The organism is Nonomuraea sp. KM90 (genome assembly GCF_052246675.1).
Classification (GTDB): Bacteria; Actinomycetota; Actinomycetes; order Streptosporangiales; family Streptosporangiaceae; genus Nonomuraea.
Window position 1 is genome coordinate 38467 of record NZ_JBQQCB010000079.1, and the last position, 13093, is coordinate 51559.

General features: G+C 72.9%; 15 protein-coding genes. 7 read left to right on the forward strand and 8 right to left on the reverse strand.

Annotated elements, in window-relative coordinates:
* Positions 1-2 precede the first annotated feature (2 nt).
* The 3 genes from ACTWPW_RS44205 (at position 3) to ACTWPW_RS44215 (ending at position 2740) form a co-directional block, all read left to right on the forward strand.
* Positions 3-746, forward strand: coding sequence for an SDR family oxidoreductase (locus tag ACTWPW_RS44205; RefSeq protein ID WP_375113927.1), 744 nt, complete (start codon positions 3-5; stop codon positions 744-746).
* A gap of 132 nt (positions 747-878) precedes the next feature.
* Positions 879-2051, forward strand: a complete 1173-nt coding sequence (locus ACTWPW_RS44210) for an FAD-dependent monooxygenase (RefSeq protein ID WP_375113928.1) — start codon at positions 879-881, stop codon at positions 2049-2051.
* Between the two features lie 47 nt (positions 2052-2098).
* Complete coding sequence (locus ACTWPW_RS44215) at positions 2099-2740, forward strand: TetR/AcrR family transcriptional regulator (protein ID WP_375113929.1); 642 nt, start codon at positions 2099-2101, stop codon at positions 2738-2740.
* 10 nt (positions 2741-2750) lie between these two features.
* Here ACTWPW_RS44215 and ACTWPW_RS44220 read toward each other — a convergent pair whose 3' ends face one another.
* From ACTWPW_RS44220 to ACTWPW_RS44235, 4 genes are read right to left on the reverse strand one after another with little or no spacing between them, the layout of a single operon-like run.
* Positions 2751-2978 (reverse strand): hypothetical protein, encoded by a 228-nt coding sequence (locus tag ACTWPW_RS44220; RefSeq protein ID WP_364131420.1) that lies wholly within the window; start codon positions 2976-2978, stop codon positions 2751-2753.
* A 14-nt stretch (positions 2979-2992) separates the two neighbouring features.
* Positions 2993-4330, reverse strand: a complete 1338-nt coding sequence (locus ACTWPW_RS44225; protein WP_375113930.1) for a TRAP transporter large permease subunit — start codon at positions 4328-4330, stop codon at positions 2993-2995.
* Positions 4331-4390: 60 nt separating this feature from the next.
* Entirely contained in the window at positions 4391-5320 is a 930-nt protein-coding gene (locus ACTWPW_RS44230) for an HpcH/HpaI aldolase/citrate lyase family protein (RefSeq protein ID WP_443172244.1), read from the reverse strand.
* Positions 5317-6504: a CaiB/BaiF CoA transferase family protein gene (locus ACTWPW_RS44235; RefSeq protein ID WP_443172247.1), complete on the reverse strand. Its 1188-nt coding sequence runs from the start codon at positions 6502-6504 to the stop codon at positions 5317-5319. The genes ACTWPW_RS44230 and ACTWPW_RS44235 overlap by 4 nt, the downstream gene beginning before the upstream one ends.
* Positions 6505-6572: 68 nt before the next feature.
* Here ACTWPW_RS44235 and ACTWPW_RS44240 point away from each other — a divergent pair, with 68 nt between their 5' ends.
* Positions 6573-7226: a GntR family transcriptional regulator gene (locus ACTWPW_RS44240; protein WP_443172245.1), complete on the forward strand. Its 654-nt coding sequence runs from the start codon at positions 6573-6575 to the stop codon at positions 7224-7226.
* 75 nt (positions 7227-7301) lie between these two features.
* On the opposite strand, the gene ACTWPW_RS44245 is transcribed toward ACTWPW_RS44240, so the two are convergent.
* Both ACTWPW_RS44245 and ACTWPW_RS44250 read right to left on the reverse strand, forming a co-directional pair.
* The gene (locus tag ACTWPW_RS44245; RefSeq protein ID WP_375113934.1) at positions 7302-8096 is read right to left on the reverse strand and encodes an SAM-dependent methyltransferase; all 795 of its coding nucleotides are present in this window, start codon (positions 8094-8096) and stop codon (positions 7302-7304) included.
* Positions 8097-8134: 38 nt separating this feature from the next.
* Complete coding sequence (locus ACTWPW_RS44250; protein WP_375113935.1) at positions 8135-8971, reverse strand: Scr1 family TA system antitoxin-like transcriptional regulator; 837 nt, start codon at positions 8969-8971, stop codon at positions 8135-8137.
* Between the two features lie 135 nt (positions 8972-9106).
* Between ACTWPW_RS44250 and ACTWPW_RS44255 the strand changes: the two genes are divergently transcribed.
* Together ACTWPW_RS44255 and ACTWPW_RS44260 are read left to right on the forward strand one after the other, a co-directional pair.
* The gene (locus ACTWPW_RS44255) at positions 9107-9832 is read left to right on the forward strand and encodes a hypothetical protein (protein WP_375113936.1); all 726 of its coding nucleotides are present in this window, start codon (positions 9107-9109) and stop codon (positions 9830-9832) included.
* Positions 9833-9887: 55 nt separating this feature from the next.
* Entirely contained in the window at positions 9888-10592 is a 705-nt protein-coding gene (locus ACTWPW_RS44260) for an HAD family hydrolase (RefSeq protein ID WP_375113937.1), read from the forward strand.
* On the opposite strand, the gene ACTWPW_RS44265 is transcribed toward ACTWPW_RS44260, so the two are convergent.
* The gene (locus ACTWPW_RS44265; RefSeq protein ID WP_375113938.1) at positions 10555-11367 is read right to left on the reverse strand and encodes an inositol monophosphatase family protein; all 813 of its coding nucleotides are present in this window, start codon (positions 11365-11367) and stop codon (positions 10555-10557) included. The two genes, ACTWPW_RS44260 and ACTWPW_RS44265, sit on opposite strands and share 38 nt — an antisense overlap.
* Positions 11368-11452: 85 nt before the next feature.
* Between ACTWPW_RS44265 and ACTWPW_RS44270 the strand changes: the two genes are divergently transcribed.
* Complete coding sequence (locus tag ACTWPW_RS44270) at positions 11453-12193, forward strand: GntR family transcriptional regulator (protein WP_364131444.1); 741 nt, start codon at positions 11453-11455, stop codon at positions 12191-12193.
* A gap of 113 nt (positions 12194-12306) precedes the next feature.
* Here the strand turns inward: ACTWPW_RS44270 and ACTWPW_RS44275 are convergent.
* Positions 12307-13093: aldo/keto reductase (locus tag ACTWPW_RS44275; RefSeq protein ID WP_443172246.1), on the reverse strand; the 787-nt coding region annotated here is incomplete at its 5' end.

Below are 13093 nucleotides of genomic sequence, written 5' to 3' on the forward strand. Positions count from 1 at the left end.
TCATGCGGATCGCAGTCGCCGGCGCGACCGGGAACATCGGGGCACTGACCGTCGCCGCCCTCCAGCGCGAGGGGCACGACGTCGTGGGCGTCAGCCGCTCGCTCGGCGTGGACCTGCTGACCGGCGACGGGCTCGACGCCGCCCTCACCGGTGTCGAGACGGTCATCGACGTCACCAACGGGCCGGCGACCGGCCGGGCGGAGACGGTGGCGTACTTCGGGACCGCCACGCGCAACCTGCTCGCCGCCGAGGAGCGGGCCGGCGTCCGCCACCACGTGCTGCTCTCGATCGTCGGCATCGACCGGGTCGAGGGCAACGCGCACTACGCCGGCAAGCGGGAGCAGGAACGCCTGGTGGCCGAGGGTCCGGTGCCGTGGACGATCGTCCCGGCCACGCAGTTCCACGATTTCGCCGCGATGGTGGCGGGCTGGACCGAGCAGGACGGCATCGCCACGATCCCGCCGCTGCTCGTACAGCCGATCGCACCCGCGGACGTGGCCGAGATCCTGGCCGAGATCGCGCTGGGCGAGCCGCGCGGCCGTCACGTGGACGTGGCGGGGCCCGAGCCGCAGGACCTCGTGGACATGGCCCGGCGCACCCACCAGGCGCGCGGCGTCGAGGTACGGCTCGTGCCGACGTGGTCGGGACCGCTCGGCCCCTCGATGGCCGGCGACGTGCTGCTGCCCGGCAAGGACGCCCGCATCGCGCCGACCACCTTCGACGAGTGGCTCGCGGGACAGCGCTGACGGCGTGAACGCGCCGCCGAAAATTGGTCATCTCATGACCGGCGTCCCAGCCGGTCGGGGTCGCCTCACCCTACGGGCCAACTGATACTCTCTGCTATAGATTGGTTACTTTGCGTATAGTAGGGAGCTGTTGTGAAGGTCGCCTGCGCCGGCGGCGGACCCGCCAGCCTGTACTTCTCGATCCTGATGAAGCGGGTCGACCCGGCCCATGAGATCACCGTCTACGAGCGGAACCCGGTCGGCTCGACGTACGGCTGGGGCGTGACCTACTGGGGCGAGCTGCTCGAGTTTCTACAGGGCGTCGACCCCGAGACCGCGCACGCCATCCGCGAGAGCTCGGTCTCCTGGGACAGCTGGGTCGTGGACCTGCACGAACGCGCGAAGGTCACGATCGAGCACGGCGACCAGGGCTACGGCATCGGGCGGCACCGGATGCTCGAGATCCTCGCCGAGCGGGCCCGCTCCCTCGGCGTGCGCGTCGAGTTCGAGCACGAGATCGCCGACGAGGCCGAGCTGGCCGACGCCGACCTGGTCATCGCCGGCGACGGCATCAACAGCGTGCTGCGCGAGCGCCACGCCGACCACTTCGGCACCCAGGTCGAGGTCGGGCAGAACAAGTACGTCTGGCTCGGCACCACCAAGGTCTTCGACGCCTTCGTCTTCGCCTTCGTCGACACGCCGCACGGCTGGATCTGGTGCTACGGCTACGGCTACAGCCACGAGGGCAGCACGCTCGTGGTCGAGTGCTCTCCCGAGACCTGGCGGGGTCTCGGGCTCCACGAGGCGAACGAGGCCGACAGCCTGGGCGTGCTGGAGAAGCTCTTCGCCGAGGTGCTCGACGGCCACCGGCTCATCGGCCGTACGCAGTCCGACGGCGGCGCGAACTGGCTGAACTTCCGCACCCTGACCAACCGGACCTGGTACCACGGCAACCTGGCCCTGCTGGGGGACTCAGCGCACACCACGCACTACTCCGTCGGCGCGGGCACCGTGCTCGCGCTGGGGGACGCCGCCTTCCTGGTCGACGCACTGTACGGGGAGCCGGATCTGGAAGCGGCGCTGGCCCGCTACGACCGGCTGCGCAGGGCCGCGATCAAGGTCCCGCAGCGGGCGGCCCGCCTCAGCGCCCGGTGGTACGAGAACCTTCCGCGCTACATCGACCTGCCGGTGCAGCACGTGATCGCGCTGCTCGACAACCGGACCTCGCGGCTGCTCCCGTACGTCCCGCCGCGGCTGTTCTACCGCACCGGCCAGCTCACCGAGCAACTGTGGCGGCTGGGCTCGAAGTTCACCCGGGCCCGCTGACCGCCGGACAGTAGAACGGAATCTTACGTTCCCGTACACTGGGGTTCATGACCAGCGCACCCATGAGCGGCCGCAAGGCGCAGGCCGCGCGTAACGACGAGTTGATCCTCCAGGCGGCGCGGGCGGTCTTCACCGCCGACCCCGGCGCCCCCATCGCGGCCGTGGCCGAGAAGGCGGGCGTCGGGATCAGCGCGCTCTACCGCCGCTACCCCAGCAAGGAGGCCCTGCTGCAGAAGTTGTGCGGCGACGGGCTGAAGCTGTACATCGAGGTCACCGAGCGGGCGCTGGCCGACGACGGCGATCCGTGGGAGGCGTTCGCGGGCTACCTGCGCGGCATCGTGGACGCCGACACGAACTCACTGACGATCAAGCTGGCGGGCACGTTCACGCCGACCGAGGAGCTCGGCCGCGACGCGGTCCGCGCCTCGGTCGTGGCCACCGACGTGCACCACCGCGCGGTGGAGGCGGGCGTGCTGCGGCCGGACGTGACGGTGGCCGACATCGCGCTGCTGTTCGAGCAGATCGCCTCGATCAAGCTGGGCGGCGAGGAGCGCACGGTGCAGCTCCGCCACCGCTACCTGACGCTGATGATGGACTCGCTGCGGGTGCCGCCGGCCCACCGCGACCTGCCCGGCCCGCCGCCCGAGGACGAGGAGCTCTCGGCCCGCTGGTGGGCCCCGCAGGCGTAGCCTCCCCGCCTCAGTCCTCGCCGGTCTTCCAGTGGTAGAGGTACGACATCACGAAGCCGAGCAGCCCGGTCACCCCGGCCGAGACGGTCATCGCCATGCCGAGCGCGGACACCGCGCCGGAGACCAGGCCGGGGCTCCCGGCGACGAGACCGGCCACCTGGAGCAGCACGACCGCGACGCCGAGCACGAGGAACAGCACGAGGCCGGCCTTGAACAGGATCATGATGAGGCTCTTCACGACGGAACCTCCTCTCAGATCGGCAGCACGCCGGTCGCGACCAGCACGCCGAGGACCAGGGTCGGGATGACGAACCAGACGATCAGCCGGCCGAACGTCCTGGCCGGGTCCACCTGGGCGATGCCGCTGGCGATGTAGATCGGGGCCGCGCCCGGCGGGGACGCGCCCTCGGTCGAGGCGAAGATCATGATGGCGGTGGCCGCGGCGGCGGGGGCGACCCCGGCCGCGGTCAGCGCGCTGAAGGCCACCCCGCCGACGGCGGCGATCGTGGCGGTGCCGGTCAGCGGCGCGGCGATGATGACCAGCAGCAGGCCGACGAGGGTGGCGATGACGACGGCCGGCGCGTCCAGCCCCTTCATGATCGCGGTGAGCTGGTCGACCAGGCCCAGCTCGCCCAGGCTGGCGGCGGCCGCGAAGGCGAAGAACAGCGTCGCGCCGATGACGGCGTACCGGGGGGCCATCTCGCCGAGCAACTCGTTCCAGGCGCGCGCGGTGCGCGGCAGCCGCCTCCACGCCACCGCGAACGTGGCCAGTACCGTCAGCACCGGGATCCACACGACGATGCTGATGTCGTCGGCCGCCTCGCCGACCCGCGACTCCAGCAGCGCCACGCCGAAGTCCAGCGTCATCAGCACCGGGACGAGAATGCCCGCGTACACCAGCAGCGACGTCCATCCGGCCCGCAGCGCCGCGCGGAGCGGCACGAGATCGGCCGCGTCGGCCGCCGCGATGCGGTGCCTGCGCACCCACACGAACACCACCACGAACCGGTACGCCACCGTCCACAGCCCGCCCACGAGAGCCGGCACGAAGAGCTGGTCGGCGGTCAGCACGGGCGCCACGGCGGCCGAGCCCAGCAGCAGGAACATCGACGAGCTGGGCGGGATCGAGATGCCCAGCCCGGCGTTGCCCGCCACCAGCGAGGCGGCCAGGTCGGGGCGCCAGTTCGACCGGATCATCCACGGGATGGTCACCGAGCCGACGGACGCGGAGATGCCGGACCCGGATCCGGAGGGGCCGCCGAGCAGCGCGGCGGCGGAGGTGGAGACGTACCCGGCGCCGCCGCGCAGGCGGCCGAAGATCGAGTTCAGGACCGTGACCTGCTCCTGGATGAGGCCCAGCCTGGTGAGCAGGTAACCCATGAAGACGAAGGCCAGGGCGGCGAAGACGACCTCCTCGGCCATGGCGTCGGCGATGCCCGCCCAGGCCAGGGTGAAGAACCCGGTGCCGCCGAAGAGGCACACGCCGGCGAAACCGATGAGCATCGCCTCACCGATGTTGCGTTTCAGCACGCCGTTCCAGACGACGATGATGGCGATGTAGGCGATGAGCGCCCATACGGCGATTCCCATGGCGTATGACCTCCGATGGGGACGAGCTGGGGGTGATCGGCGCGCCGTTCGCGCCTTCGGTCAGGTGCCGGACACCGGCCGGTCGGACGGCGGGTCGGACGGCAGAGGGTTGGACGGTAGGGGGTCGGACGGCAGGGGGGCGGACGGCGGGGAGTCGGACGGCGAGGGGTCGGCGAGGCGGCGGGCCAGGTCGACGGTGCGGCGGGCTCTGGCCACGATGGGGGCGTCCACGAACCGGCCGTCGGGCAGCGCCACCGCGCCGATGCCGGCCGCCTCGGCCCGTTCCGCCGCGGCCACGATCTCGGCGGCCCTGGCCGCCTCCTCCTCCGTCGGCCGGAACGCCCGCCGGATCGCGGGGATCTGGCGCGGGTGGATCGCGGTCCTGCCGAACAGCCCGAGCGCGCGGCCCGCCCGGCAGGACGCCAGCAGGCCGGCCTCGTCCTTGATGTCCGGGTAGACGGACATGGGCACCGGCGGCAGCCCGGCCGCCGCGGCGGCGAGGACGACCTGGAGCCTGAGGTGGTTCATCGCCTGCTCGTCGGTGATGCCCAGCTCGGCGGACAGGTCCTGCTCGCCGAGCGCCACCCCCGCCACGCGCGGGTGGCCGGCGATCTCCCCGGCCGCGACGATCCCGGCCGCCGACTCCAGCAGCGCGTACGCGGGCGCCGCGCCGGGCAGGGCGTCGATCACGGCGGCCGACTCGACCTTGGGCAGCCGTACGGCGTCGGCGAGGTCCCCGACGGCGGCCACGTCGGCGCGCCCGCGGGCGGTGGCCGGGTCGTTGACCCGCACGTGCACCTGGCAGCTCACGTCCGGCCGGTCGCGGAGGTAGGCGACGGCGTTCCGGCGGGCCTCGTCCTTCCTGGCGGGGGCGACGGCGTCCTCCAGGTCGATGATGACCACGTCGGCGCCCGACGCCACCGCCTTGGCGAAGCGCTCGGGCCGGTCGCCGGGCACGTACAGCCAGGTCACGGGGTTGGAGGTGGTCACGCGATCACCCCGTCCGCGCGCAGGGCGGCGATCCGCTCGCCGGAGTAGTCGAGCTCGCCGAGCACCTCGTCGGTGTCCCGGCCGAGCGGCCGCCCCGGCCACCGGATCTCGCCCGGCGTGTCCGACATGCGGAACAGGACGTTCTGCATGGTGACCGAGCCGAGCTCCTCGTCCGGCACCTCCACGAACGTGCCCAGCGCCGCGTACTGCGGGTCCTCGGCCAGGTCGGTGACGTCGTAGATGGGCGCGACCGCGGCCTGCACCTCCTCGAACCTGGCGATGACCTCGTCGGCGTCCCGCTCGGCGATCCAGGAGGCGACCGCCTCGTCCAGCTCGTCCACGTGCTGCACCCGGCCGTGCCCGCTGGCGAACCACGGCTCCGCCACCAGGTCGGGCCGTCCCACGAGGGTGACCACGCGCTCGGCGATGGGCTGGGCGCTGGTGGAGATCGCAAGCCAGCGGCCGTCGCGGGTGCGGTAGGTGTTGCGCGGCGCGTTGCTGCTGGAGCGGTTGCCGGTGCGCTTCGGCACCACGCCCAGCGCCTTGTACGCGCTCATCTGCGGCCCGAGCAGGCCCAGGATCGGCTCGATGATGGCCAGGTCGATGACCTGCCCGCGCCCGGTCTGCTCGCGGGCGCGCAGGGCGACCATGATGGCGTACGACATGGCCAGGCCCGCGATGCCGTCGGCCAGGGCCAGCGGCGGCAGCGTCGGCGGCCCGTCGGGCTCCCCGGTCATGGCCGCGAAGCCGCTCATGGCCTCGGCCAGCGTCCCGAAGCCCGGTCGCTTGGCCATCGGCCCGAACTGCCCGAACCCGGTCATCCGCGCCACGATCAGCCGGGGGTTGAGCTCGAGGAGGTCTTCGGGGGCCAGGTGCCAGCGTTCGAGGGTGCCGGGGCGGAAGTTCTCGATCAGCACGTCGGACCGCTCGGCCAGGCGGCGCAGGATGTCCTGCCCCTCAGGGCGCGACATGTCCACGGCAGCCGTGCGCTTGTTGCGCGACAGCGTCTTCCACCACAGGCCCACCCCGTCCACGGAAGCGCCGTGGCCGCGCGAGGGATCGCCGCGGCGGGGATGCTCGATCTTGATCACGTCGGCGCCGAAGTCGCCCAGCATCATCGCGGCGGAAGGACCGGCGAACAGCGTCGCCGCGTCGATGACCCGCAGGCCGTCGAGGCTCGTCATAAGCATGTAACTTATAAGAAATATGTCATAGGTCAACCGAATGACCGTTATGCGCGACACTTGGGGACATGTCAACCAGCGAGCCGCGGCCGCCCATGAGCAAGGCCGAGTACGTCTACAGCGTGCTTCTCGACGAGATCCGCAGCGCGCGGATCCCCGGAGGGACGGCGTTGCGGGCCGGGGAGGTGGCCAAGCGCCTCGGCGTCTCGGTCACGCCGGTCCGCGAGGCGCTGCGCAGGCTGGAGAAGGACCGGCTGATCAGCTACGAGGCGCATCACGGCGCGACCGTGGTGGACCTGGGGGACGAGGCGCTGGCCGAGTACTACGGGGTGCGCTCGGTCGTCGAGGGCCTGGGCGCCCGCCTGGCCGCGGCCAGGATCACCCCCGAGGAGCTGGCCGCGCTGCGCGAGCTGCACACCTCCATGGCGGACGACGCCGCGCACGGCAGGCACGAGCGGCTCGGCGAGCAGAGCCTGCGCTTCCACCTGCGCATCGTGGACATCGGCGGCCCCGCCTTCCTGGGCGAGCACGCCAGGTCGGTGCGCAACAGCTTCCCGGTGCCGGCCGAGGCGTCGCTGTGGCTGGACGAGACGCAGGTCAACGTGCAGCTGGCGGCGCACGAGGGCATCCTGGCCGCGCTGGAGGCGGGCGACGGGGAGCGCGCGGAACGCATCATGATCGACCACGTACGCCGCGCCGGCGAGTTCCGCCAGCACCACTGACCCCCACGCAACCGCCGGACCGGCGCGCACGGCAGACCGGGGCAAGCGGGGAGAGCGCGGGCTCGCGCGATCCGGTTATCCGACGCGGGCGACGCCGGCCAGCCAGGCCGTGCGCTCGGGCGCGACAGGCGCCTCGTTCCCGTCCGGCCGCCACTGCGGCGCCCACACCAGGCCGGGATCGAGCAGCTCCAGCCCGCCGAACAGGGCCAGCACCTGCTCCCGGCGCCGGAAGTGCACCGTCAGCCCCAGGTCCCGGTTGGCGGCCGAGACCGCCGCGCGCATCTCCTCGTCGTAGGCGTCCATGCTGAGCGCGGTCAGCCACAGATGGCTCCCGGCCGCCATCGACCGGCGCAGCGCCGCCGCCCAGGCGGTGTCCCCGATGGGGATCTCGTGTACCGACAGCACACCCACCGCCACCGGCTCGGCCCAGTCCACGAACGTCCGCACCATGGGGTCGTCCAGCAGCCCGGCCGGGTCGGCCAGGTCGCAGCCCACGACCCTGACCCGGTCACTGCCCTTGGCGGTGACCGCCTGGGCGTGGGCCAGCATGTACGGGTCCTGCTCGGCGTACACCACCCTGGCCGGCGGGAACACCGCGTGGATGGTCTCGTGGGCCTGCCCGGTGCTGGGCAGCCCGGTCCCGTACAGCACGAACTGGTCCACCCCCCGACCCGCCAGGTGCCGCACCACCCGGTGCACGTGCCGGTGGTGCGCGACGAGGGCGGTGGCGGCGTCGGCGCTGAGCCGCTCGGCCAGCTCGAGCGCCTCGCGGTCGGCGCTGAAGTTCTGCTTCCCGCGCAGGGCGGCGTCGTACATGCGGGCGCTGCTGGCCCCGGCGAGGGACACGACCGGACTGTCGTCTTTGGGCACCTGGTGACCTCCGTCCCGATCGACCAGATTTCATCCTGTCAGCCGGAAAGCGTGGCGCGTACCCCTTCCAGCACCTCGGATGTGGCGTCCACGGGGTAGGCCGACAGGGACAGCCGGGCGAACGCCTGCTGGTGCTCCTCGACCCGCCGCCGGTCCTCGACCACCACCGGGGCGTGCAGCAGGTGCAGCACCAGCGCGTCCGGACGGTCCCGGTCGGGGAAGCGCAGCAGCGTGAACGGCGGCCCCTGGTAGAGGTAGCCGCTCTCGGCGGCGGGCCGGGAGATCTGCACCGCGATGTGCGGCTGCTTTGCGGCCAGGGCGAGCGCGTCGAGCTGCGCCACCCGGTCCTCGGGCCGGGACAGCGGCGGGTCGAGCAGCGCGGGCCGGTCGAGCAGGGCCCACAGGTGCGGCCCGCGGTGCCGGTCGAGCACCTTCTGCCGGACCGCGACCAGCCCGGCGGCGTGGGCGGCCCGCTCGTACGTGGCCCCGGGCGGCAGGGTGGCCGGCGCGGCGGCCAGGGCGTACGCGGGGGTCTGCAGCAGCGGGGGCACCTGGTGCGGGCAGTACGTGTAGATCACCTGCGCCTGGTCCTCCAACTCCAGGAACGCCGACAGCCCCAGCGGCACCCCGGGCGCGTCGTACCAGCCGGGCACCCGCTCCTCCCGCAGCAGCGACAGCAGCCGGGGCGCGTGCTCGCCCTCGCCGTACAGCTCCAGGAGGGTGCGCACGGTGGCCTCGCGCGGCGCCACGAGCCCGTGCTCGATGCGGAAGATCGTGGAGGTGTTGAGCCCGGCGGCCTCGGCCGCGGACTTCATCGACAGGCTGCTCCCGGCCCGCAACGAGGAGAGCCGGGCCGCTACAACGCTTAACTGCATACGTCTGTCACAACCGCCGATGACAAAAATCAGCGTTTACACCTGGTCTATTGCAACGGAGTGACGGGTGATGCACGATTGCCACTCTAGTGGTCTGACACGTAATGCATACGCCCAATCGGAAAGGCAGAGACTGTGGCGGACGCGTGGATTCTCCATCCCGACTACCGGACTCCCCCGGTCCCCACAGATGCGGACATCACGCCCGGCCCATGGCGGCACCCCGACGGCGGCCAGATCATGAACGGCACCTACGAGCGCCCCCTGCCCAGGCTCCGGGTCGAGGTCGTCACCGTATGGTACGGCTACGCGCTCAGCCAGTGGCGCGGCCCGCGCATGCCGCGCTTCAGCAGCCCGCTGGTATCGGCCTGGAACCCGGTGCTGGCCCAGGGCCTGACCGTCGACCCCCGCTCGCCGGCGCCCTACCGCGACGAGCTGTGGTGCGACCGGTGGATCGCCGAGGCCCTGCTGTACGGGCGCAAGCCGTACGGCGCCTTCACGCTGCCCGCCCCGGAGGCGCTGCGCTGGTTCGCCAAGAGCGGCGGGACGAACCTGGTCTACCACGCGAAGCACGACGGCGACCTGGTGCGGGTGGTGGCGGGCACCTCGGAGCGGTACTCCCAGCTCTTCGACCTGGACGCGCTGATCGCCGACTACCAGGAGGCGCTGCCCCGGGAGCTGGCCGAGCGGGAGTCGGCGGCGCTGGACGCGCACCGGTCCCGCTCCCCGGCGCTGGACTACGTGCTGACGGAGGACGCCGAGGCCCTCTTCGCGCAGGCCCCCCTGTCGGTACGCGGCCTCACCCTCGGCTACCCGCCCCGCGAGACGGCGGCCCGCATCGCCGCCGGAACCGCCCGGTGACCACGCCCGCGACCCACGCCGCGACCGGTGCCGTTCCTGACGCCGGGGCCGCCCGGTGACCGCGCCCGCGCCGGCCGGCGTCAAGGGGATCCTGTTCGACCTCGACGGCACCCTGCTCGACCACCGCACGGCCGCCGACACCGGCATCGTGTCCTGGTTCGCCGACCGCTCCCCCGGCCACCCGCGCCTGGCCGAGGTGGCCGGGCTCTGGGCCGAGCTCGAAGGTCCTTACCTGGCGATGTGGCAGGCGGGCAGGTGCTCGGTGCAGGAGCAGCGGCGCCTGCGCCTGGCCGCCCTGTGCGCGGAGCTGGCCGTCCCCGTACCGGACGACCTCGACGCCGCCTACGCCGACTTCGCCGCCCGCTACCGCCGGAACTGGGCCGCCTTCCCGGACGTGGCGCAGGCGGTGGCGGGGCTGGGCGGGTTCGCGCTCGGGGTCCTGACGAACGGCGCGCAGCGGATGCAGGAGGACAAGGTCCGCGCGATCGGGCTGGACGGCCTGGTCGGGCCGGTGCTGACGGGCGAGGTGCTCGGCGGCTGCTTCAAGCCCGCGCCCGCCTCCTACACGGCTGCCGCCGCGGCGCTCGGGCTGGAGCCGCGGCAGGTGCTGCTGGTGGGCGACGACGTGACCAATGACGTGACAGGCCCGGCGGTGACCGGGATGCGCTCGGTCTGGCTTGACCGCCACGGCAGCGACCCCGCGCCCGCCGGCTTCCCCCGCATCACCTCACTGGCGGAGCTGGCGGCTGTCCTGGGCTGAGCTCCCGGGGCGCCACCTCCGCCAGCACCGAGCGCTCCAGGTCGAACCCGCCCACATGCGCCAGATAGTCCCCCTTGACCAGCGGATCCCCCAGGTAGACGCCGCCTGCCCGGCGCACCAGCAGGGCTCCGGCCGCCACGTCCCAGGGGTGGGAGCGGGTGCCGTAGGCGGCGTCCGACCAGCCGGCGGCGACGTGCGCGAGCTTGAGTGCGGCGCTGCCGGGTTTGCGGACGGCGGAGAAGGACTCCAGGAAGCGGCCGTAGCGGCGCAGCGCCACGTCGCCGTCCTCGTCCAGGTCGAGCGGGGTCGGGTAGCTGGACAGGAGCATGGCCTCCCGGTCGCCGGTCGCGCCCGCGCTGCGCAGGGGCTCGCCGTTGCACCAGGCGCCCTCGGTGGTGGCGGTGAACTCGTCGCCGCGTACGGGGTCGTACACGACGCCCGCCACCAGCTCCCCGCGGACGGCGGCGGCGATGGAGACGCAGAAGAACGGCAGGCCGGCGGCGAAGTTGGCGGTGCCGTCGATGGGGTCGACGTACCAGACGAGGTCGCCGGAGCCGGTCGTGCCGCCCTCCTCGCCGACGATCGCGCTGTGCGGGGCCCGGGCGCCGATGACGGAGCGGATGGTGTCCTCGGCGGCCCGGTCGTGCTCGGTGACCGGGTCGTGGAAGTCGCGCTTGGTGGCCACGCCCGGCCGGGACCTGAAGGCGGCGCGCAGCCGGGGGCCGACGGCCCTGGCCGCCTCGGTGGCGGTGTCGAGCAGGTATGTCGCGTCCATGCCCTCTCCTCTACCTCCCGTGCGCCCGCCGCACACGCCATGACTCATTTGTCTGGACATTCTGACCTCGGTTAAGCTGATCAGCATGACCGCGAACCTGGGCATCGACCTGGACCGATCCAGCCCGGTGCCGCTCTATTTCCAGGTGGCCGAGCAGATCGCCGAGGCCATCCGCCGGGGTGATCTCGCGCCCGGCTCGCGGCTGGACAACGAGATCCTGCTGGCCGACAAACTGGGCCTGTCGCGGCCCACGATCCGGCAGGCCATCCAATATCTCGTGGACAAGGGCCTGCTGGTGCGCAAGCGCGGCGTCGGCACGCAGGTGGTGCACGGGCAGGTCAAGCGCTCGGTCGAGCTGACCAGCCTGTACGACGACCTGCGCAGGGCGGGGCAGGAGCCGGCCACGCAGGTGCTGGCCCTGGAGACGCGGCCGGTGGAGGAGGACATCGCCCGGGTCCTGGGCGTGGAGCCCGGCTCCCAGATCCTCTACTTGGAGCGGGTGCGCTTCGCGGCCGGCGAGCCGCTCGCCGTGCTGCACAACTGGCTGCCGCCGGGCCTGGCCCAGCTCAGCGCCGCGGATCTGGAGGGACGCGGCCTGTACGAGCTGCTGCGCGGGGCGGGCGTGCGGATGCGGGTGGCCAACCAGCGCATCGGCGCACGATCCGCCACCCAGGCGGAGGCCCGGCTGCTGGAGGAGCGCCGCGGCGCGCCGCTGCTGACGATGATCCGCACCACGTACGACGACCAGGGCCGGGCCGTCGAGCACGGCTCGCACGTCTACCGCGCCTCGCACTACTCCCTCGAGGTCACGCTCATCGAACGCTGAGCCCTCGCCGAACGCCGGGCCGCCCGCCGAACGCTGCGCCTCTCGCCAACGCTGCGCCCCTCGCCGAACGCTGCGCGCCCACCGAGCGCTGCGCCGCCGAGCGGGCGGGGTGGTCAGCGCTCGCTGTCGAGGTGGGCCATCTGCGCCTCGCCGTAGCGGGTGCCCGCGACGGCGTCCTGCGGGACGGCGGCCTCGATGGCGGCCAGGTCCCGCTCCGTCAGCGTCACGTCGAGCGCGCCCAGCGCCTCGGCCAGCCGCTCCCGGGTGCGCGCGCCGACCAGCGGCACGATGTCCGCGCCCCGCCCGAGCACCCAGGCGATGGCCAGCTGCGCGACCGTGACCCCCTTGGTCTCGGCGAGCGCCCGCAGCGCGTCCACCAGCCCCAGGTTGTGCGCGAGGTTGTCGCCGGAGAAGCGCGGGCTGGTGGCGCGGAAGTCGCCGGCGGCCAGCTCGCGGTCCTTGCGCCAGTGCCCGCTGATCAGCCCCCGGGACAGCACCCCGTACGCGGTCACGGAGATCCCGAGCTCGCGGCAGGCGGGCAGGATCTCCCGCTCGATCCCCCGGGTCAGCAGCGCGTATTCGAGCTGCACGTCCGCGATCGGGTGCACCGCGTGGGCCCGCCGGATGCTCTCGGCGCCGGCCTCGGACAGCCCTATGTGCCGTACGCGCCCCTTCTGCACCTCCTCGGCGATGGCCCCGACCGTCTCCTCGATCGGCACGGCCGGGTCCGCCCGCGCCATCCGGTAGACGTCCACGTAGTCGCTGCCCAGGCGGCGCAGCGTGTAGGCGAGCGAGGTCTTCACGGCCGCGGGCCGGCCGTCGTAGCCGAGCCAGTTGCCGTCGTAGTCGCGCTGCGCCCCGAACCTCACGCTTACCCGCACCAAGGCGAGGGGGGGGAGG